21 protein-coding genes are annotated in these 20318 nt (G+C 69.8%); 19 read left to right on the forward strand and 2 right to left on the reverse strand.

What is annotated here, in order from left to right:
• Positions 1-122 precede the first annotated feature (122 nt).
• The 17 genes from ACFXA3_RS01200 to ACFXA3_RS01280 all read left to right on the forward strand — a co-directional run bounded on the left by ACFXA3_RS01200 (position 123) and on the right by ACFXA3_RS01280 (position 16604).
• Positions 123-1592: an SCO6880 family protein gene (locus ACFXA3_RS01200; RefSeq protein ID WP_385180239.1), complete on the forward strand. Its 1470-nt coding sequence runs from the start codon at positions 123-125 to the stop codon at positions 1590-1592.
• A gap of 41 nt (positions 1593-1633) precedes the next feature.
• Positions 1634-2095: a DUF6238 family protein gene (locus ACFXA3_RS01205; RefSeq protein ID WP_385180240.1), complete on the forward strand. Its 462-nt coding sequence runs from the start codon at positions 1634-1636 to the stop codon at positions 2093-2095.
• A 30-nt stretch (positions 2096-2125) separates the two neighbouring features.
• Positions 2126-3640, forward strand: a complete 1515-nt coding sequence (locus ACFXA3_RS01210) for an ATP-binding protein (protein WP_385180242.1) — start codon at positions 2126-2128, stop codon at positions 3638-3640.
• 248 nt (positions 3641-3888) lie between these two features.
• Positions 3889-4476 (forward strand): hypothetical protein, encoded by a 588-nt coding sequence (locus ACFXA3_RS01215; RefSeq protein ID WP_385180244.1) that lies wholly within the window; start codon positions 3889-3891, stop codon positions 4474-4476.
• 529 nt (positions 4477-5005) lie between these two features.
• The gene (locus tag ACFXA3_RS01220) at positions 5006-5431 is read left to right on the forward strand and encodes a hypothetical protein (RefSeq protein ID WP_385180247.1); all 426 of its coding nucleotides are present in this window, start codon (positions 5006-5008) and stop codon (positions 5429-5431) included.
• A complete protein-coding gene (locus ACFXA3_RS01225) occupies positions 5428-5883 on the forward strand; it encodes a hypothetical protein (protein ID WP_385180250.1) in 456 nt (151 codons plus the stop codon). Before ACFXA3_RS01220 ends, ACFXA3_RS01225 begins: the two co-directional genes overlap by 4 nt.
• A 660-nt stretch (positions 5884-6543) precedes the next feature.
• The gene (locus tag ACFXA3_RS01230) at positions 6544-7809 is read left to right on the forward strand and encodes an MFS transporter (RefSeq protein ID WP_385180253.1); all 1266 of its coding nucleotides are present in this window, start codon (positions 6544-6546) and stop codon (positions 7807-7809) included.
• Positions 7810-7839: 30 nt separating this feature from the next.
• Positions 7840-8340 (forward strand): hypothetical protein, encoded by a 501-nt coding sequence (locus ACFXA3_RS01235; RefSeq protein ID WP_385180256.1) that lies wholly within the window; start codon positions 7840-7842, stop codon positions 8338-8340.
• A gap of 114 nt (positions 8341-8454) precedes the next feature.
• Complete coding sequence (locus ACFXA3_RS01240; RefSeq protein ID WP_385180258.1) at positions 8455-8874, forward strand: hypothetical protein; 420 nt, start codon at positions 8455-8457, stop codon at positions 8872-8874.
• 75 nt (positions 8875-8949) lie between these two features.
• On the forward strand, positions 8950-9711 hold the full coding sequence (locus ACFXA3_RS01245; RefSeq protein WP_385180261.1) for a hypothetical protein: 762 nt from the start codon (positions 8950-8952) through the stop codon (positions 9709-9711).
• Between the two features lie 24 nt (positions 9712-9735).
• Positions 9736-10143 carry a hypothetical protein gene (locus tag ACFXA3_RS01250; RefSeq protein WP_385180263.1) on the forward strand — a complete coding sequence of 136 codons (408 nt, stop codon included), beginning with the start codon at positions 9736-9738 and terminating at the stop codon, positions 10141-10143.
• A gap of 268 nt (positions 10144-10411) precedes the next feature.
• Positions 10412-10783, forward strand: coding sequence for a hypothetical protein (locus ACFXA3_RS01255; RefSeq protein WP_385180265.1), 372 nt, complete (start codon positions 10412-10414; stop codon positions 10781-10783).
• The gene (locus ACFXA3_RS01260; protein ID WP_385180268.1) at positions 10780-11586 is read left to right on the forward strand and encodes a DUF317 domain-containing protein; all 807 of its coding nucleotides are present in this window, start codon (positions 10780-10782) and stop codon (positions 11584-11586) included. Before ACFXA3_RS01255 ends, ACFXA3_RS01260 begins: the two co-directional genes overlap by 4 nt.
• Positions 11587-11613: 27 nt before the next feature.
• Positions 11614-12435 (forward strand): DUF317 domain-containing protein, encoded by an 822-nt coding sequence (locus ACFXA3_RS01265; RefSeq protein WP_385180271.1) that lies wholly within the window; start codon positions 11614-11616, stop codon positions 12433-12435.
• A 28-nt stretch (positions 12436-12463) separates the two neighbouring features.
• Positions 12464-14257, forward strand: a complete 1794-nt coding sequence (locus ACFXA3_RS01270) for a type IV secretory system conjugative DNA transfer family protein (protein WP_385180274.1) — start codon at positions 12464-12466, stop codon at positions 14255-14257.
• A 56-nt stretch (positions 14258-14313) separates the two neighbouring features.
• Positions 14314-15483 (forward strand): DNA cytosine methyltransferase, encoded by a 1170-nt coding sequence (locus ACFXA3_RS01275; protein ID WP_385180302.1) that lies wholly within the window; start codon positions 14314-14316, stop codon positions 15481-15483.
• Positions 15480-16604: a DnaB-like helicase N-terminal domain-containing protein gene (locus ACFXA3_RS01280; protein WP_385180277.1), complete on the forward strand. Its 1125-nt coding sequence runs from the start codon at positions 15480-15482 to the stop codon at positions 16602-16604. Before ACFXA3_RS01275 ends, ACFXA3_RS01280 begins: the two co-directional genes overlap by 4 nt.
• 147 nt (positions 16605-16751) lie before the next feature.
• On the opposite strand, the gene ACFXA3_RS01285 is transcribed toward ACFXA3_RS01280, so the two are convergent.
• Positions 16752-17090, reverse strand: coding sequence for a hypothetical protein (locus ACFXA3_RS01285; RefSeq protein WP_385180280.1), 339 nt, complete (start codon positions 17088-17090; stop codon positions 16752-16754).
• Between the two features lie 43 nt (positions 17091-17133).
• On the opposite strand from ACFXA3_RS01285, the gene ACFXA3_RS01290 reads away from it, so the two are divergent.
• Both ACFXA3_RS01290 and ACFXA3_RS01295 read left to right on the forward strand, forming a co-directional pair.
• Positions 17134-17460, forward strand: a complete 327-nt coding sequence (locus ACFXA3_RS01290; RefSeq protein WP_385180283.1) for a helix-turn-helix transcriptional regulator — start codon at positions 17134-17136, stop codon at positions 17458-17460.
• Positions 17460-18248, forward strand: coding sequence for a hypothetical protein (locus tag ACFXA3_RS01295; RefSeq protein WP_385180285.1), 789 nt, complete (start codon positions 17460-17462; stop codon positions 18246-18248). The genes ACFXA3_RS01290 and ACFXA3_RS01295 overlap by 1 nt, the downstream gene beginning before the upstream one ends.
• 306 nt (positions 18249-18554) lie before the next feature.
• On the opposite strand, the gene ACFXA3_RS01300 is transcribed toward ACFXA3_RS01295, so the two are convergent.
• Entirely contained in the window at positions 18555-19979 is a 1425-nt protein-coding gene (locus ACFXA3_RS01300) for a competence protein CoiA family protein (protein ID WP_385180287.1), read from the reverse strand.
• Between the last annotated feature and the right edge of the window lie 339 nt (positions 19980-20318).

The following is a 20318-nucleotide window of genomic DNA, read 5'->3' on the forward strand; positions in this document are numbered from 1 at the left end:
CCCCGCGCGCGGTCTATTGACCCGCCACGGGCCCCACCTTCTGCGGGCGGCGGCCCGGCGCGCGCGCGCGCCCCCCCCACGGTTCCACCCGCTGCCCGCCCGCACATCGAACGGCCCGCCCCTTGTCTGATCTGACCCTAACTCCCCCGCTGACGGTGAAGTTCCCTCTTCGCTCGCGCCGCGGCATCCTGCTCGGCCTGTCCTTCCCCCAGCTGATCCTGGTTTCCCTGGCCCTGGCGCTGCTGCTGGTCACGGTCGTGACCACCGGCCTGGCCGGCGCCTTCGCCCTAGTCCCGCTGTGGGCCGCCATCGCGGCCCTGGCCTTCGTACGGCACAGCGGCCGCTCGCTCATCGACTGGGCGCCGATCATCGCCCGTTACGCCCACCGCCGCCGTACCGGCCAGACCCTGTGGCTGGCCCGCGCCGTTTCCCGCCCCCACATCGACGGCCTGCTTCACCTGCCCGGGTCGGCCGCGGCGCTGCGCGTCGTCACCCCCGAAGGCTCACAGGCATCGGCCGTCCACGATCCGCACCAGCAGACGCTGACCGCTGTCGCCCGCGTCACCAGCAGGGCCTTCGCCCTGCTCGACCCGTCCACGCAGAACTCGAACGTGGCCAACTGGGGCCGGGCCCTGGCCAGCATCGCCCGTTCCGGGCACGTCGCCACCGTTCAGGTCCTGGAGCGCACCGTGCCCGATTCCGGGGACGGCCTCGCCCGCCACTGGAGCACCCACGGCCGGGCCGACACCCCCATCGCCGGGCAGGTGTACGCCGACCTGGTCGCCTCAGCGGGCCCGGCCGCAGCCCCGCACGAGGCGTACATCGCGATATCCCTAGACCTCAAGGCCGCCAAGCGGCTGATCTCGCAGGCCGGCGGCGGGCTGCCCGGAGCGTTCACCGTCATGGCACAGACGACCAGCTCCGTCGCCCAGGCCGCCCGGAACTCGGGGCTGATGGTGACCGGCTGGCTGACCGCCCGCGAAATCTCCGCAGTCATCCGGACCGCCTACGACCCCAAGGCCCTCTCCGCACTCCAGCAGTGGTCCGAATCCGGCCGCGCCGAGGCCGACCCCGCCGCCGCGGGCCCCGTGGTCCAGATTGAGGAGAGCGACCGCCTCTCCACGGACACCGCCCGCCACGCCACGTACTGGGTCGAAAACTGGCCCAGGACCGAAACGTCTGCCGGATTCCTCCACGGCCTGCTGTTCAGCGCCGGCGTCCGCCGCAGCTTCTCGCTGATCTACGCCCCGCAGGCCCTGTCCGCCGCCCTGCGCGATGTCCAGCGCCGCAAGGCCACGATCATCTCGGATGCCGCCGAGCGGCGCCGCAAGGGCATGGTCGACAGCGAGGAAGACAACGTCGAGTACGCCGACGTGAAGGACCGGGAGCGGCAGCTGATCGCCGGCCACGCAGACGTTGCCCTGACCGGACTGCTCACCGTGACCGCGGAAACCGACGCCCTCCTCGACGCCGCGTGCGCACGGATCGAAACCGCTGCGGTGACCGCCCAGGTCGACCTGCGCCGCCTCATCTGCCAGCAGCCCGACGCCTTCGCCCTGGCCGCGCTGCCCCTGGCCCGCACCGCCCTGTAGCCGACAAGGCCGTTGAACCTGCCCCCGGCAGGAAGGATCCCGTGACACCCCACACCCAGACCACCGACGCGCACCCCTACCTGCGTGCCGCTACCGCCGGCATCCGCCACCACACCCGCAGCCTCACACCCCAGGCCGACCGGCCCCGTCCGAAGACGCCTGCGGACCGCGCCCACTTGGACGTCCTCCACGCCCACCTCACCACGCTCCACCAGCTTCTCGACCAGCTCACCGACTCCACCCGCAGCAGCTGGCCCGCGGCCGGACGCCACCTCGCGACCGCCCATACCCGGCTGTGGCAGGCAAGCGCCGAAGTACACGACGCCTTCCACACCGTCCCGCCGGATTCCTCCGGCGACGAAGCCGAGTGCCGGCCAGACCGGCTCCCCGACGGACCGCCCGTGCTGACCATCTGCCATCGCCACCTCGCAACCGGACACGCGATCCGCCGCAAGACCACCCCCGCCGACCTGCGCGGCCACACCGCCCACAGCGGACGATGACCTGCCCGCTTCCGACCTAAGGCCGCCTTGATGAACCACCGGCCCGCCCGCCGAGCCCGTCGCGCCAGCGCATCCCCCCTGTTCACCCCGCACGGCACCGACCGCGCCACCCGCAAAGCAGCCCGCCGGCAGCTCGCCGAAGCGCAGGCCAAGGCCCGCGAAACCGCCGCCGCCCACCCCTCCGGCCAGGAACCCACCGAAGCGCACATGCCGCTCCCGGTGTACCCGGCCTCCGGCCGCCTCGGCGCCGCCTCCGCACGCGGCACCCGGCTGAGCCTGCCCGCCCATCGCATGACCACCGCCACTGCCAGCGGCGCGTACCCCTTCCTCGCCGAAGGCGGGCTCGGCGCCGAAGGCATCTACATCGGCCGCGACGTCCACGCCGAGGCGAGCTTCACCTTCGACCCCTTCACCCTGTACGGGCGCGTCGAGGGATTCACCAACCCCAACATCCTCTTGGCCGGCGTGATCGGCCAAGGGAAGAGCGCCTTGGCCAAGAGCTTCGCCCTGCGCTCCGTCGCCTTCGGGTACCGGGTGTACGTCCCCTGCGACCCCAAGGGTGAATGGACCCCCGTCGCCGCCGCACTCGGTGGCACGTCGATCGCACTGGGCCCGGGGCTGCCCGGCAAGCTGAACCCGCTCGACGCCGCACCCCGGCCCGCCGGCGTGGCCGAGGCCGACTGGGCGGTAGAGGTCCGCAAGCGCCGCCTGCTGCTGCTCGGCTCCCTCGCCCGCACCGTGCTCGGCCGGGACCTGAAGCCGATGGAGCACACCGCGCTCGACGTCGCCCTCGACGCGGTCGTCCAAGCCGCCGCCGCGGTCGGCCGCACCCCGCTGCTGGGCGACATCGCCCACACCCTCAACCAGCCCGACCTCCTCGACCGGGCCGGCGGCACCATGTCCGGCCACCTCGGTGACGCGGCTCGCGACCTTGCCCACGCCCTGCGCCGGCTCGTCAACGGCGACCTGTCCGGCATGTTCGACGCCCAGTCGACCATCCGCTTCGACCCCACCAGCCCGATGCTGACCATCGACCTCTCACGCCTGGGCGGATCCGGGAACGACACGGCGCTGGTGCTGGCCATGACCTGCGCTTCGGCCTGGATGGAGTCCGCGCTGACGGACCCCGCTGGCGGACGGCGCTGGGTGGTCTACGACGAGGCGTGGAGATTGATGAGACACGCGGGACTGCTGGAGCGGATGCAGGCTCAGTGGAAGCTGTCCCGCGGGCTCGGCATCGCGAACTTGATGGTCATCCACCGCCTGTCCGACCTGCTCACCGCAGGCGACGCCGGCTCCCGAGGCCGCGCCCTCGCCGAAGGCCTTCTCGCGGACTGCTCCACCCGCATCATCTACCGCCAGGAGAACGACCAGCTCCACGCCGCCGCAGGCCTCCTCGGACTCACCTCCGTCGAAATGCAGGCCATATCCCACCTCAACCGAGGCCGCGGGCTGTGGCGCGTCGCCGGAAGGTCGTTCATCGTCCAACACCTCCTCCACCCCGCCGAGCAGCAGCTGTTCGACACTGACTCCCGAATGCACTGACTTATTCGAACCGTGGGTTCGCGATTCCTGAACCCCCATAGCCGCTGGCCTCGTCTCGGCCAGACCCAGCCGACGGGTTCTCTCCATCCTCAAGTCCCACGCCTTAGCCACACCCGTACCACCCACCGGTGCCGTTTGACTTGGACACGACGCCCACCACCAGGCTCACCCCCGGCCTAGCGCCCCTGCCTGACCACCGAAACACCCGAGATCCCCAGTGGCTCCGAGCCTGGGCCAGGTTCGAGCAAGTGACGACCCCACTGCGGGAACGCGGACTGACCTTCGACGTCGACTACGGCCTGGATGACTGGATCGTGTACGCCTGGCCCCCCGACCACGACGCCGTGTTCATCATCGGATCTGACGACGGATGGCTGGTCACGTATGAGGCCCCCGCCGAGGACCGCTCCTCCATCACGGTCCTCTACGACTCCAGACCGCAGCCCGACCCCGAGGCCAGCACGCACATAGCCCACTTGATCACCGCGGTCGAATCGCACCTGACCCACCTCCCCCGGCGCTCTCCCCCGGCGGCAGCGTGCACCGAGCTCTGGAGTCCTTCCCTCACGGGCACCGGGCTGTGCTCACCCATCCTCATGGCCTGCAGCTCTACGTTCTCCCCCGGACACCGGACCTGGGCTCGTTCGTCGTCTCTGCCGTGCTCCCCGCCGGTGTCTTCGAGCGCGGCACCGTCCAGCCTCCACGCGCGATCAGCGTGGCAGGAGATCCCGTACGGGCAGCGGTCGATGTCCGGCGTCGTCTTCTGCGTCCGTACCGCTCCGCCGCGATGGTGGTGGCCCGCACCACCCGGTTCAGGGAGCACGACAAGATCGTGATCGGACGAGGGGACGACGGGCAGCCCTTGCTGAATACGGTCGCGCCGACGGCCGTGAGGGCCTTGCTCCACTCGGACGGCCGGTGGGTGCTGGACCCCTCCACCGGTCTGTGCCGACTCAGGTATGCGGAGCGGCATCCCAAGTCCGTCATCCAGCAGGCCGTCCTGCGCCTGAGCGTCCACCGCTTCGACATCCCCGTCGTGACCGGGACCCCGCTCAACACACCGCCCGGCAGCCGGATTCTCCTACCGCCCGGCCCTCCCCCGCGGCCTCCCGGTGGGGAAACCCCTGGCGGCCCTCTTCTCTAGGCATCCGCCCGGCCAGGGCCTGCCCTCGGGCCCTCCGCCGTTCCCTCATCCTCCCATCCGTCGCGTATCAGGAGATAGTTCTGGCCACCCGATCCTGCATCGCCCGACCGACCCCGACCGGCTTCGAGGGCATTTACGTCCACTGGGACGGCTACCCCACCCACCACCTGCCGCTTCTGCTCGCTGCCCACCAGTTCCGGTTCAAGGGCGACATCGAAGCTATGGCCCGCTTCCTCGTGGACTCCCCCGCCGTCAGCTGGGACCACCTCGGGGCAGACCTCCTCACCGATGCGCCGCAACCCGTGCAGCAGCGCTTGGGCAACGGGTACGACGCATGCCGCCCGACGAGCGGCCTGGTCACGCTGGACGGCAGCCCCGTCCAGCGGATGACGTTCGACGAGGTGTCCGCCCAAGAAAGCTGGTTGAGCTGGGCATACGTCCTGCGTCCGGAGGGAGTCGAGGTCGTCAGCCTCCAGAACGAGCCCCGCGGTCTCGTCGTCGGCTGGGACGTGGACCCGCTCACGCCGTTCACCGACGACGCCGAACGATGGCGCCCCCGCCCTGCCAGCCGCAGCCAGGCACCCACCACGACGGTCCGCAAGCCCGAACCCCGAGCCCAGGCCCCGAAGTCGGCGAGCCGCCGGTGAGCACCCACCCGCTCCGGCAGCCACCGGACCCGACCACCGGCGAAGACCCAGGCCTCGACACCCAGAAGGAACAGCCGTCTATGACGGCCGTACCCGGCAGCAGCGACTTGCGGCGCACTGCCCGGCTGGAAGCAGCCGACTACCTGGCCACACTGAATCTGCCGGGTCCGGCCCAGAGCCTGCTGCCCTGGACCCAGGCGCTCACGAGCTCCGAGACCGCAGCGCAGTTCCACGTCGTTACCGACACGGTCATCGGCTCCGAGTCCGGTGCACTGCTGGCCCTGCGTGACTTCCTGCGCGCTGCCGGCGGGTGGTGCGACGGCCATGGCCAGCGCGCCCTTGGTAACCGCTACCGCCGCACCAGCGAACTCCTCGACGTCGCCGACCGGCTCCTGTTCCAGCTGGGCGTCGACCAGCTTGCCGTCGCGCACCCGGGACCGACCCTCGCCTGACCGCCGTGCGTCACAACCCGGCTGGGATCTGTGACCGAGGACCTTCACCCATACCTTGCACCGAAAGGACCGCCCCCTGCCTGCGGACCCACCCCACCTGTACATCGGTTGGCACGAGGAGCACGGATTCGTCGCCGCCTCCGGCCGACCCCTGACCGACCATCTCAAGAATTGGGTCCTCGACCGCGTCCAGTTCGAACCCGTCCCGGGAACCACCCTGCACCGGCTCACCGAGCCGGGGCATGACGGCCCCCGCCGCGCCCGGCAAGCCGTGGCAGCAATACGCGCCTTGGGCCTCCGGGTGCAGGCCGACTACACCCTCGACCCGGAACTCACACCGGACCCGCCCCACCAGCGACGCGCGACCACCCTTCAAGAACACCGCTCGCGTATCGCGCAGGCTGCCAACGCCCGCTCCCCACAACGAACAACGCCGCAAACCACGCTGCCACACTCGCCTGCAGCAACGACACCTGCGGTCCCACGGCCGGCCCCCGCCACGTCAGCGACCGGACGCGGCAGGTGAGCCCAGTGCGCGAACCCGTCGCCATCACGCGCGGCGAGCCCCACCTCCGCTGACCCCCTGCGGCGCCGACAGGTCCGCCCAGCCTGCGGCGCCGCACTGCTCCCGTATGCCTCCGACGGAAAGCCCTTCCCCTGTTGCCCCTGACCGATCACCCGCCCCTCCCGCAGCCGCGCGCCACCTACGGTGCGGTACTGGGCAGTCGGCACGTTGCCCGTCTGCTCGGTGGCACCCTCATCGGACGCCTGCCCAACGGCATGGTTCCCGTCGGACTTGTCTTGTGGATCACCGGCGTTGGCGACTCCTTGGCATTCGCCGGAATGCTCAGCGCCCTGTACGGACTGGCGTCCGGGCTAAGCCAGCCCGTCAAGGGCAGGCTGATGGACCGCCTCGGTCAGACCCGCGTCTCCGGACCAGCAGTGATCCTCAACTCCTCCAGCCTGCTGGCCCTTCCGTTGATCGGCGCGAGTGGGCATCCCGCAGTCGTCACCGCGATAGTGGGCGTGGCCGGCCTGTGCACACCACCGAACGAAGCCGGTCTGCGTGCCCTGTGGCCGACCGTCCTGGCCGATCCGGGCCAGCGGCGCATCGCTCTCAGCCTCGACACCGGTACCCAGGGGCTGCTCTACATCGTCGGCCCGCTCCTGGTGACCGCCCTCTCCGCTGCCCACAGTCCCGGGCTCGCACTCGTGACCACTGCTGTACTCGGACTGCTGGGGACCATGGTCGTCCTCACCGCCTCACCTTCCCGGCTCTGGCGCCCCGCGACCGCCCCCGACGGCGAGCCGCACGGACGCCTGCTGTCCCCAGGGCTGCTGATGCTGTATCTGGCCCTTGCCTGTACCGGCTGCGCCATCGGCGCCATGAACGTGTGGTCCGTCGCGATGGCAACCAGTCACCGCATAGAGCTGCTGTCCGGCGCGATCCCCGCCGCGTTCTCCACCGGCAGCTTCCTCGGGGGCCTGCTCTATGGGCGCCGTGTCTGGCCCGGCTCGAGTGCGGCGCAGCTCCTCGTCGGCGCTGCGTGCTTCCTCACCGCATGGCTGCCGCTGCTCACCCTGCCCGGCCCGCGCGCCGCAATCGCAGCCGTCGCGGTACCGGGGCTGTTCCTCACGGTGGTCATCAGTTGTGCCTTCCTGACCGTGGACTCCCTCGCCCCGCCGACCCGCGCCACCGAGGCGTACGCGTGGCTGATCCTCTCCGTCGGCGTCGGCCAGGCCACGGGCACTGCGCTCGCCGGAGCTCTCGCAGCGCACCCGCTCGCCGCAGCCGCGCTACCTGCCGTCGGCGCCGCAGTGTCGCTGGCCGTCCTCACGGCTGCCCGCCGTCGTCTCATCCCCGCCGGTGCGCCCTGCCGCCGGGGCAGGCACCGGCGCCCTCGGGCCCGTGCCGCCCACAACTGACCTCATCCTCGCAAGGAGAAGCACCTCTTCATGGCCGTACGCACCACCTGGACCGTCACCCACAGCCCCTGTGGACACGAGGTCGAGCACAATCTCTCCGATCGCCCCGCCGACCGGCGTGCGGGATTCGCCCGCTGGCTCTCCGGCCGCACCTGCACCAACTGCTGGAAGGCGAGCCGTACCGGCGACACGCTCGGCCGCGAAGCGTGGCTCGCCGCCCGACGGGCTGCAGAGCAGGCCGCCGCGACGGAGTGGGCCGAGCAGTTCGACATGCCGCCGCTCGACGGGCCCGAGCGCGCCCTGGAGTGGGGCGAGCGCAGCAGGCACCAGCTGGTCACCACCGCTTACACCGCTCTCGTCGTCGAAGGGACCTGGGACGACGCCGACTGGGCCGCCCTGGAGGAGAAGATCCGCGCCGTCACGCGGGCTGGCTGGTGGATCGACCAGCGTGACGCCGACGGCGTGGACGTGCCCGAACTCCTTGACGCCGCAGGTGACGACGACCGCGGTACCGAGAATCCGTACCAGTGACGAGCCTCGCGACAGCTATCACGGCATCCGTGAATTCGTAAATCACGGATTCTCCGGACCATTGAAGTCATCCCCACCGCCGTCTCTGCCGCGTTCACGTGGAAGGAATCCTCCGTGCCCGAAGCCGCTCCCCGCCCCACTGTTCCGGCCGACACCCTCACCCCTGACCGGCACATCACCCACCGGCACTTCGCCCCGGACGACCGCGTCGTGGTCCTCAAGGGGACCGCGGGTGATGAGCTCTGGGGAGATTCCATGACCGTTGTTACCCCGTCATGGCACACCCCCACCGGCGAGGACGGCTGGAGACTGCGTGACCCCAACGGCGGTCAGCACACCTTCATCACCGCGAACCCCCGCTATCTCGTCCATCTCAACCGCCGCTGCGCCGACTGCCTCACCTACCTGCGTGCCCTGGAAAAGCTCATGGTGCGCAAACCCAACACGGACTGCACCGCCGTCGACTGCGGCTGGTACACCCTGACCGCCCTCGACCAGCTCGTACACGTCGCGGACACCTCGGGCCACAAGTAGCCAGCGCCATGCCCCTGACCAGGACGCGGGCGCTGAAACCCGACCACTGAACCGGAACTCCCTCCCGAGACGCCTATGCCTTCCCAACCGCCCCGCACCAACCTCGCCGTCTTCGCCCACGCACTCGCCGCCCGACTTCCCGGCGACGCATGGATCACCACCTACGCCCGCCACGGCGAATACTCCGACCAAATCCCCACGACAGAAGCGCTATGGGACGTCGGAGCCGTCGGATACGCCGCGTCGAACTTCGTCCTGGGCCACGCGGCAGTCCTCGCCCGCGCAGACGGAGCCCGCTTCCTAGTCTTCGATCGGCCCCTGCGCCCGCGCCAGTTCATGATCGGCGCCATGCAGCCGGACGCCCACCACGACGCCTTCCACCTGGTGACCGACCCCAACGGCATCACCATCCCCGCTGACCCCGCCCGTGCCGCAGGCCAGGTCACCCGCCGACTGCTGCCCAGGTACGAGGCGGCGCTGCGTCAGGTCCGACACAACACGGCCCACCCTGTGCCCCGTCGGCCCACACCTCCGGTGATCTCCGGGAACGTCAGCATGGCCTGGTATCCGGACGGTGCCGTCGGCGCCGTCACCGGTATCCCGGGTGCCACCGGGCTCCTCTATAGCCACGGCTTCCAGTACCACCCCTATGACCGGATGTTTCTGCTGCCCGCGTCCTACGGCGACCGGGGGCAGCTCGCCCGCATCGAGGCCGTCTCGCAGCGGCTGGCCCGGATCGGCGTCGGTGTCACGGTGCGCCCCGCGCCGACGGCACCGATGCCGACATCGCGGCTGGCCCGCCCATCTGCCCCTGCCGCCGCGTCCTCCAGCCGCTGAACCACCACCCCCCAGGAGCACCCCGTGGGCAACGTCGCCGATGAATCCGGGACCGATGTCGAGATCTACCGTCGGGCCTTCAACCCCGACACCATCCACGTCGTCAGTCGCACCGGAGCCCCCGAAGAACTGCTGTCTCTCCTCGACAGCGCCGGCCTCGAACGCAAGACCGAGGAGACCGCAGGCCCCGTCTACGTCTGGCACGAAACACCCGAGGGCCTGAGCCAAAAGGCGCAGAAGCAGCTGGTCACCCGCTCGATGCTTCCGGTACTCGTCGCCGACTACGACGTCAACATCGATCCGGACGTCTACGACGTGACCGCCTGGGCGCAGGCGATGTCCGAACATCGCGCACGCCAGGCTCAGGTGGCCGGATCTCCGGTCCTCCCTCCCGCCGGACCGGCCAGTCCCAAAGCCCCACGTTCCCGCTGACCTGCCTCTCCACCTGGCGGCCCCCGGCATTTCGCACCGGGCCAGACCCCGCCACCAATCGGAGCACCACAATCCTCACTCCCCCGCCCAACCCGCCGCCGATCTCCCCTGCCCGCCGACCGCGCCTTGCCGTCTTCCTGCTTCGCCGGTACCTGCGTGCCGTGACTGCCCCCTCCGCCGGGCGCCACAACCTTCCCGCCACCGGATCCTTCGGCGTCCCGGACGGGTCCCGCCGGCGCGGCACCGGCCCCAACCGCACCGGAGGAACGTGACCTCCTACGACCCGCTGGCGCTCGTACGCCAAATCACCCAGGAGATCAGTCGGCTGACCGCCCACCTGGCGTCCGCCGAACCGGCCGACGCCGCCCAAGTACTCGCACACGTCCTGGCGCCCGAGGGCATCCTCGACAGGGTCACCGGCCTGATGGCCGCTGGCTCGCGGTTCGCCCAGGACCGCGCCACCGTCGGCGCACTGCCCGCGGAAGTGTGGCTGGCACTCGGCCGCACCTCGAACGAACTCGACGCTGTCAGCAGCGATCTCGCCGAGCACACCGAAGACCTTCGTCGCCTCGCCCGTCCGCCGGTCGTTACCGGCATCCCGCCGGTCGCCTCGCCGCTCGTCGCGCGGAGGCACCGGTGAAGAGGCAATGGACGGGCTGGGGACCGACCGCGGACCAGCCCGAGCAGTACTACCTCGTCGAGCCCCGTCACCTGGCCGGCGGTGGCGACCTCCGCTACGTGGCCGAGTATCTCCGCGCCTCCGGATGGAAGGACCTCTCCCGTACCGGCAGACCGATCGTCTTCGACAGCCCTGACCGCAGCGTACGGATCGGCTACGACCCGAACAGCATGCCGGGCGGCTGGACCGTCTCCGGCCAGGCCATCGGTGACCAGGCCGCCTGGCACGCCACCCTCACCACCGCGGTGCCGGCGGAGGTAGTCGCCGGGTTCACCGACAGCCTGACCAAACCGCGCTCCGCCCATGCCCCCAACCCGTGGGCGCCGCTCGAGGAACACGGTTGGGAGACCGAGCGCGGCCAGCACTTCACCGCCGTCTCCCCGGACCGGAACGCCTGGCTGCAGTACCACCAGAACGAACCCGGCCAGGCTCATTGGTGGGCTGGCGCCCGCACCGAACACGGCCGGACCTGGGACGCCGTGTTCACCCCCACCACCCCTATGCACCTCATCGAAGGCTTCTCGGCCGCGCTGGCCGACCCCACCCCGGTCATGCGTCCGCGCGGGCACATCCCGGCGACGAAGTGGGTCCGCACCACCTCCGTCTCCGTACGGCCCTCCCAGCTCGGAGCTTGGCAGCAGGCACGGATCACCGCCGCCCGCGCCACCACCTGGGCCCGCAATTCCTGGGCCTCGCGATCCGGCAAGACGACGGCGGCCACAAGCCCGTACGCGGGCGCTGGCAGTTCGCACCAGCGCCGATGACCCCGGAAGGGACGCCCGAGCGCCCTCGTGACCATCAGTGAACGACAGCTCTCCGTCTTCGCCGCCGACCACGACAAGCTCGGCTCGGCGGTCAGCCCCCGCTACCTGGCCGGGCCCGGCGATCCCCGGCACATCACCCATGCTCTGCGCGCCGCCGGGTGGACGAACACCTCCGACCCGCTCCACCCGGCGATCACGATGACCAGCCCCGATCACGGCCGCCGCCTCGACCTCAACCCGGCCGGGCAGCACTACGGCTGGAAGATCAGCACCGAGTTCGTCCCCGGCTACTGGTCCGCGACGTTCAGCGTCACCACCCCCGTGGAAATCGTGGCCGGCCTGACCGACGCCCTGACCCGTCCCGCGCCGGACGAAGCCGCGCCCACGGTCGTGGAGATCCTGACCGCCCGCGGCTGGGCGCACACCAGCGACGACACCGACTCCCAGACCCTGGCTTCACCGGACGGCATCGTCCAGGCAGTGCTGCGTGTCTCCACCTTGCTCGGGGTCCGCGGGTGGGAGTTCGAGGCCGCACGCCATCACGGCGAGTACGGCCCCGAGGGGACCCAGTGGCGGGCCTACTTCGACGAGGACACCCCCGCGCACCTCTTGGCCTCCGTCGCCGACGCCTTCTCCACGCCCACAGCCGTTCTGCGTGGCCGGTTCAAGATCGACGAGGGCCCCCACCTCGCGGTCGGCCCCGAGTTCGCGATCGGCGCCGAGGTGCTCGCCGCGCACAAGGTGCGCTTGGCCCAGGCCCGGCGATGTCGCCCCCGCCCTGCACCCCCCTCGGTCCATGCCCCCGCCCCGGCTCCTCCCGGCCGTACACCCGCTCGTCCCGCCCGCTGACCTTGCCCTACCCCTTGGAACCGCCCTCTTGTCCAACTCCTCCAACCCCTCAAACAGCGACGGCTACGACATAGCCTTCAAGGCGCTCCTCGGCGCCATGGCCGTCATCGTCCCCCTGTCCACGCTGGCCTGGCTCGGCGGGAACACGCTCGCCCGGGTCACCAGCACCGGAGCCTGGGTTCCCTATCAGCCGGCCAACGCCCTCCTCCATCCCGACAGCCTGTGGCCGGACAGCGGGAAGACGGCACTCCTGATCGCCACCCGGATCCTGCCCTCGCTGCTACTCCTCTCGCTCGTCCTGACCGGCTTCATCTGGTGGAGGCGCCACAACACGGGCGGAGGGAAGCGGAAGCGCGTCGCCGGGATGGCGAAACGATCCGACATCGAGCCACTTCTCGCCAAGGCGATCACCGCCAAGGCCCGCGCGCTGCGCCCGAGCCTGAAGGACGCGAAGGACATCGCCGCGAAGGACACCGGCATCCTGCTCGGCAACCTCCAGGGCAGCAGGCATGAAGTCCGCATGGGCTACGAGGACGTCGCCGTGGCGATCATGGCGCCGCGCTCCGGCAAGACCACATGCCTGGCGATCCCCGCGATCCTGGCCGCCCCCGGCCCCGTCCTGCTCACCTCGAACAAAGCAGCCGGCGACGCGTTCACCACCACGTACGACGCCCGTGGCCACGTCGGCCGGGTCTGGTCCATGGACCCCCAGCAGATCGCCCACACCGAGCGGGCCATGTGGTGGAACCCGCTCGCGGGCGCCAAGACCCTTGAGGGCGCGGGCCGGTTGGCCGGACACTTCCTCGCCGCCTCCGTGGACGCGAGCCAGCAGGGCGACTTCTGGTCCAAGGCCGGCAGCAACATCCTGTCGCAGCTCTTCCTCGCCGCCGCACTCGACGAGCGGCCGATCACCGACGTCATGCAGTGGCTCGCCTTCCCTGCAGACCGCACCCCGCTAGACATCCTGCGCGACCACCGCTTCACCTCGGTCGCCTCCCAGCTCAAGGGCACCGTGGAGGGCCCGCCGGAGACGAGAGACGGGATCTACGAGACCGCGAGACAGTATGCATCCGCCCTCCTGAACAGCGAGATCGCGGCCTGGGTCACCCCGCAGAAGGGCATCGCCGAATTCCAGCCGGCAGACTTCGTCACCGGCACCGACACCCTATTCCTGCTCTCGAAGGACGGCGGCGGCGGCGCGAGCGCACTGATCGCGGCGTGCGCGGACTCGGTCATGCGGGCCGCAACCGCGCACGCAGAGCGGGCTGGCGGTCGTCTAGACCCGCCGATGCTGGCGATCCTCGACGAGGCTGCCAACGTGTGCAAGATCAGCGACCTCCCCGACCTGTACTCCCACCTGGGCAGCCGCGGGATCATCCCGATCACCATCCTGCAGTCCTACAGACAGGGCCAGAAGGTCTGGGGAGATGCGGGCATGGACGCCATGTGGAGCGCGAGCACGGTGAAGGTGATCGGTTCCGGCATCGACGACCCCGACTTCGCCGACAAGCTGTCCCGGCTGATCGGCGACCACGACGTCGAGACGAAGTCCACCTCAGTCTCCGACTCGGGCAAGTCGACCAGCATCAGCATGCGGCAGGAACGGATCCTGCCCGCTGACGCGATCCGCGCCCTCCCCAAGGGCACCGCGCTCTGCTTCGCCACCGGCATGCGCGCCGCGATGCTCGACCTGCGGCCCTGGTACCTGGAACCCGGCGCCGACGAGCTGTCCGTCGCCTCCGCCCGCTCGTCAAGGGCCATCACCACACGCGCAATCGCAAAGCACGCGCCGCAACATGACGACTTCGGGCTGGCCTCGTGACGAGCAGGTTCGTGCTGGATCTCTTCGCCGGCCCTGGAGGCTGGAGTCACGCCTTGATGGTCCTCGGTGTCCGGGACGTCGGCCTCGAGTGGGACGCGTGGGCCTGCCGCACCCGGGCCGCAGCCGGACAGCTGACCATTCGCACCGACGTTGCGATGTACCCGACCTGGCCGCTGGTCGGCCGCACCGCCGGACTTATTGCGAGTCCGCCGTGCCAGGCGTGGTCAAGGGCATGCAAGCGGCTCGGACTGGTGGACCAGCCGCTCGTGCACCAGGCAGTCGCGGACCTTGCCGTCGGCCGCGACACAAGGTCGAAGCTGCTCACCGCGTGCAAGGACGTCCGGTCGTTGCTCGCGGCCGAGCCGATGCGATACCTCCATGCGCTCCACGCTGTCGGTGAGCCGGAGTGGATCGTCATGGAAGAGGTCCCGGACGTCCTGCCGCTGTGGCGGCAGTACGCCGTGATCCTCAGGGGCTGGGGTTTCTCCGCCTGGACGGGGGTCCTCAACTGCGCCGACTACGGAGTACCTCAGACCCGGCGGCGTGCGATCCTTCTCGCCTCCCGCACACGAACCGCCGAACCGCCGCACCCGACCCACGCCCAGGCCGAGGAGCCCGAGAGCCTGTTCGGACCGGGCCGCGAACGGTGGGTGTCCATGGCCGAGGCCCTCGGCTGGGGTGCCACCGACCGGCCCGTCCCAACCGTCTGCGCCGGCGGTGGTCCGGGGGGCGGCCCCGAGCCCTTCCCATCCGGGGCCCGCAAGACGCTCACCGACGCCCGCGACCGCGGTAGCTGGAAGGCGCGTTCACCTCAACGTGCTGCCCTGCGGCCAAGACGTCGGACCAGCGCTGCGGCCAGCGCGGTCGGGGATACGGGCTGGGCCTGGTCACCGCGCAGCAACAGCCAATCGAACGCCACCACCAGGGGATTGGACGAGCCGGCAGGGACCCTGTTCTTCGGGCACAGAACCAACGAGTGCGTGTGGGTCGCCGCTCCTGCGGCCGACAGCAGCGGCCCGAAGGGGCCGGCCCCGGACCCGATCCGAATCACTGCCGCCGAAGCCAGCGCCTTGCAGACCTTCCCCGCCGACTACCCCTGGGCCGGCACCAAGGGCGCTCAGTTTTCCCAGATCGGCAACGCCGTCCCGCCCCTCTTGGCCGCACACCTGCTCGCCCCACACCTGGGCAGGGTCTTCACCCGCAACGACGTCACCCTGGCAGCATGATGCTCAAGCCCCCGGGCCGAGAGCCGGACTTCGACCCGAACGCCACCCCGCCGGACCCGCCGATCCACTACGCCGAGCAGGCCCTCCTCAGTGCCCTGCTCCTCGAGCCACACCGGCGCGAAGCCATCGGCCCTCTCGGGCCCGAACACTTCTCGCGCCCCCTGCACGGTGCAGTGTTCGCTGCCATAGTCGCCCTCACCCCACCCGCCCCGGCCATCCACGCCAGGGAGCCGGTATGGCTGGCATCCATTCTCAGCCACGCCGGTCCCACAACACCGGCTCTGACCCCGAGCTACCTCCACACCTTGATCGCCTGCACCAGCATGCCCGAGCACGCGGCCGAGTACGCGGGAATGATCCGGGCCGACCACGCCCGCCGCTCCGTCCGCGTCCACGCCGAACTCCTCATTCAGGCAGCCTGCGATCCCACGCTGCCGGATCCGGCCGCCGTCGCCTTGGCCCGCGCCGACACCCTCACCGCCCTGATCGACAACCTGAGCAGCCGATTCTCCCCCCACCCGGGCTCCTTGCCCCGTACCCCTTCCGCAGGGTCACCGGGCCGGGACACCGACGAGGAGACGACCAGCGAGGAACAAGTCCTGCTGTCGACCGTCACCGCGCGCCCCGGCTCACTGCCGACGATGCGGTGGCTCCAGGCGGAGGACTTCGCCGTTCCGGTGCACAGACGGCTCTTCCGGTGCCTGACCTCACTGGCGCACCGCGGCGCCCCGGTCGACCAGGTGACCGTGCTTTGGGAAGCCCAGCGCCAAGGGATCTTCACCGAAGCGATCACCGCCCGCGACGTGCTGGAGATGCTCGCCACTCCGGCCGGATCAGCGCACCACTGGGGTGAACAGGTTCTACGCCGCTCGCTGCTCCACAGCGCGCACACCGCCGGCCTGCGCATCCAGGCCTACGCCGAGGACCGGACGAACACACCCCACCAGCTGATCACCGGCAGCCGCCGCGCTCTGGCCGAGCTCACAGCCGTCCGGGTCCGCTGGCACCGCGCCACCAGTCCCACACCAGCCACTCCACCAAGGTCACGCGCCCCGGCGACCGCCCGCACCGGTCCCCGAACACCCGGCACAGTCCCCGCCACCGCGCGCGCCTCCCGCTGACCACCTCCGGGTCCGGCAAACCGTCCCTGGCCGGACCCCACAACCCGAGAGCACCCGATGCGCAGACCCGACGCACACATCCGCCTCGCCCTCCATCCCGACCACTCCGCCGCGGTCACCGCTAGCCTCAGCGGGTCCGCAGCGGCTTCAGACCGCGTTCTCTTTCTCGACCACGGATTCCGCGACGGCATCGCCTCTGGCCTGGTTTGCGTGCGTTCGGTGACTGACCGTGCTGTACGGTCCGCGGGTGTCGAGCTTGACCTGGTCGGTCCAGTACACGTCGAGGGATCTGCCGTAGCCGGCGGAGCCGGCCTGGCATCTGCCGATTCGATGGGCGGCGAACTCCCCCTCCCGCGCACCCTTGACGCAGCCCAGGTCCAGCGCCCCACCTTGACCAAAGACCGGCTCCGCGAAGCCGTCGAAGACGCCGCGAAGGCCACGCACCTGGCCCCAAGGCGGATCCGATCCAACGTAATGGGACGGCAAGAAAACCACTCACCTCTATCTCTAGTTAGCTAGAGTTAGAGGTGTGAGCACTCCTTTCCGCGTCACTGACGCGACCCTCGACGTGATCGAGGTGCTGCTGACAGGGGAGCCTGATCTCTATGGCCTGAGGATCGCCAAGGAGATCAGTCGCGCCTCGGGCAGCGTCGTCCCCATCCTCATGCGTCTTGAGGACTGCGGGTGGGTCACCAGCCAGTGGGAAACCTCAACCCCTGACAGCCGCGGCCCGCGCCGCCGGCTCTACCAACTCCAGGCGAACCATGTCGTCGATGCCCGGAAGTTGATTGCCTCCCGCCGCAAACTCGCCCCGAACCGTGCCGGCTTCCTTCGGCCCGGTCTCGAGGGGTGCTGATGAGCACCAACGTCATCTTCCTGCTCTCGGCGGTCCTCCTGCCGCTCCTCCTGAACGAGTTCAGCGAATGGGGGCCCTGGTTAGCCAAACGCCTTACTGGCTGGACAGCCCGGCGACTCGGGAACCAGGAAGCCATCGAGCGTTACGCCGAGGAATGGGCAGCCGAGCTGGGAGAGGTCCCCGGGAAACTCGGTCCGCTCATTACCGCCATGGGCTACCTGTTCCACTTGCCGATGATTCGGCTCCAGCTGCGTCGCCGCCTACGAGCTGCCGCGCTGGCCACTCCCGGCCCCCAACACCAACAGCCTGCACAGCCTTCGATCCCTCACCTCCTCCACCTCAACGGTGTTGCTTGGCGGAGAGCTGCAGTTCTCGCCCGGATGATGGAGATCCGGGGGCCAGTCGGTGACACGGGATTCTTCGTCGTGGTTACCGAGGCCAGAAGGCCCGAGCTATCGCAGATGGTGATCCTTTTGAGGAACGCCATCTACTACTCGGCGGGCGGAGCACGGCCAGAGGGCATCCCTGCGCAAGGCCCACGGCTGAATGACCCTGCATTCCGCAACCGACTGGTCGAGGCTCTAGGCACCGACACGTTCTTCATGGTCGCCGAGGAGGACGCAGCGAGTATCCACATCCTCGAGGGGCTAGAGCTTCCCCGCCCAGTCATCATCCTCACGCAGGGACGAATGGTGATTCACAGGTTCCCGAACATCTTTGAGGTCCCCTCCAACACAGCGGCAGACCCGGGCGTTCTGCGATCCATCCTTGAGGACTTCCCGAACTGACCAGCCTTCGCCTCAGACAAGCGGTCAGTGGTCAGCAATAGAGCACGTCCACAACCGACTCACCATCCGCCTGCATGCCCATGGCGGCTGGACCACCGTCGCCATCGGCACCTACCAGGGCGGCAAGAGCGTCCATCTCCACGGCGAGACCGACCTCCGCCAGGAGACACGACAGACTGCGAATCCGAAGCGGAAGCCGCCGAGCGCCACGGTATGGACGCCGCCCGGCGGCTGGCTGCTGCCGAGGACCTGGCCAACGCGGTTGCCGCTGGCTCGCCTTCCGGGCCACAGAGATCCGGCCGGACATCAGCACATGGCCAGCTGCTCATGCTCGGGCAGGTCGAGGTCTGTGACTCGGCCCTCGGGCAGTACTTCGGTCAGTTCACGGGCCTCTTGGGCACTGCGAGCGAAGACATGCAGAAGTGCGCCCGGGGGCGAGGCGGCGACCAGGCTCGGGCAGGGGCGTATGACTCCGTAGAGAAAGCGACGCTTCCCCTGGGTGTACACCGGCACCCCGTAGGCGTGCTGCAATGACATCAGCGGCTTCTCAGGTATGTCCAGCCGCAGGTTCGACTCACGCCACGCGTATTCGGCAACGGCGGTGAACAGCTCGGCCCTCTGCTGCTGCGACAGCCAGCCCCACCACGTTCTCGCCGTCTCCCGCGCCAATCGCTGCCACTCCTCCAGCTCGGCCTGCTCCAACGCGAGACGCGCGTCTTCCTCTGCCTTCTCCCGAGCCCGGCGGGCATCTTCTGCCCTCCGTAGCTGGCTCACCTTCTCCCAGTAAAGGCGGGACTCCTCCGCCTGCTGAAGGCGCCGACGCTCAGCCTCCTCGGCCCTCCTGGCCCGCTCCTTTTCCTCCAGCAGCTGGCGCTCCCGCTCGGCCTCTTCCTCCACCTGTTTCTGGCGGGCCTCGCGCTCCTTCTTCGTCAGCTCCTGGCGCTGGCGCATCGCGTCATGCTTCTGCTGGGCCGCAGCCGACTGCGCAGACGTCCACCACTGGCCGCGCCGGAACTTCCGCTGCTCGCCGTTGACGACGCGATACACCCTCCGGTACCGCGGCAGGCATTCGACGGGAACGACCTGTCCGTGGAGTGCCCACCGGACGAATTGGACCAGTTCCTCCTCGCGGAACATCCAGCGGCCGGCAGCGTAATCGAACCCGGCGATGCCGTCGTCCACCATCCAGATCTGTTGCCCCTGCTCCTCCGGAACGCGTACCCGGACCGCTGGCACCGCGCTGATCCACCGGGGTGGCCGTTTGTGCGGGGACACCCAGCACACCCGGATGTCTTCGTGCAGGTAGCGGTCGGTGCGGGTCCGGATGTCGTCCAGGGTGATCGGTGACAGCTGGGCCTCCCAGGCCATCCGCTGCGTGCCGTCCGTCGAGGACGCCATGACGTCCGCGCGCCAGGAGCCGTCCTCGGCCGGCACTTCCAGCGTGGCGAACCATCCGGCTTCCCGGATCGCGCCCGCCATCTCCAGCTTGAGCATGTGGTGTTCCCACGACTCGTTCGACAGCTCGCACGACGCCGGCCGTCCCGGGTCGTGGCAGAAGAACCGCACGCCGTACTGGGAAACTTTGGGGTGAAGGGTCCAGTCACACTCGGGGCAGGTGAGCGGGATCCGTGGGCGGGCCTTGTGAACCTGCGCCCAGTCCAGCTTGTGCCCGAGGTCGGGGAGGGTGGCGTCGAGGCGGCCCAGATCGGGGTGCAGAGCGGTGAAAGGCATGAATCGCATCTCCTGGCGACCCGGTGTACTCGCGATGTATCTGACAGGACAGCAGATAGCAGGCGGCACTGACAGTGGGCCTCCTTGCTGGGTGGAGTGGCTTGGCGTTCCGCTTCCAGCTCGTCCCCGCGCTGCGCTCCGAACTCCACGTCGCCACCCCGGCCGTCCGGCACCCCGGCGCCGCCTGGACGGCTTGTCGTTGTCGATCCTTGGGTCCTATGGACGTGGGTCAGTTGGTTTCAGAGCGTCTCACCGGGAGCGCACCCAACGTAGAGGGCTGGGCCAAGAAGCCCGCTTCATCGGGGACAGAGAACGCTGGACCTGGGGTGGCATCCCTCC

This window comes from Streptomyces sp. NPDC059456, assembly GCF_042750055.1.
Classification (GTDB): domain Bacteria; phylum Actinomycetota; class Actinomycetes; order Streptomycetales; family Streptomycetaceae; genus Streptomyces.

What these genes read in the sequence shown, in the direction of transcription:
- ACFXA3_RS01245 (WP_385180261.1), top strand. Translation starts at nt 8,950, where the DNA reads ATGCCTTCCCAACCGCCCCGCACCAACCTCGCCGTCTTCGCCCACGCA.
- ACFXA3_RS01295 (WP_385180285.1), top strand. Translation starts at nt 17,460, where the DNA reads ATGAGCACCAACGTCATCTTCCTGCTCTCGGCGGTCCTCCTGCCGCTC.
- ACFXA3_RS01300 (WP_385180287.1), bottom strand. Translation starts at nt 19,979, where the DNA reads ATGCCTTTCACCGCTCTGCACCCCGATCTGGGCCGCCTCGACGCCACC.
- ACFXA3_RS01210 (WP_385180242.1), top strand. Translation starts at nt 2,126, where the DNA reads ATGAACCACCGGCCCGCCCGCCGAGCCCGTCGCGCCAGCGCATCCCCC.
- ACFXA3_RS01275 (WP_385180302.1), top strand. Translation starts at nt 14,314, where the DNA reads ATGGTCCTCGGTGTCCGGGACGTCGGCCTCGAGTGGGACGCGTGGGCC.
- ACFXA3_RS01235 (WP_385180256.1), top strand. Translation starts at nt 7,840, where the DNA reads ATGGCCGTACGCACCACCTGGACCGTCACCCACAGCCCCTGTGGACAC.
- ACFXA3_RS01220 (WP_385180247.1), top strand. Translation starts at nt 5,006, where the DNA reads ATGGCCCGCTTCCTCGTGGACTCCCCCGCCGTCAGCTGGGACCACCTC.
- ACFXA3_RS01280 (WP_385180277.1), top strand. Translation starts at nt 15,480, where the DNA reads ATGATGCTCAAGCCCCCGGGCCGAGAGCCGGACTTCGACCCGAACGCC.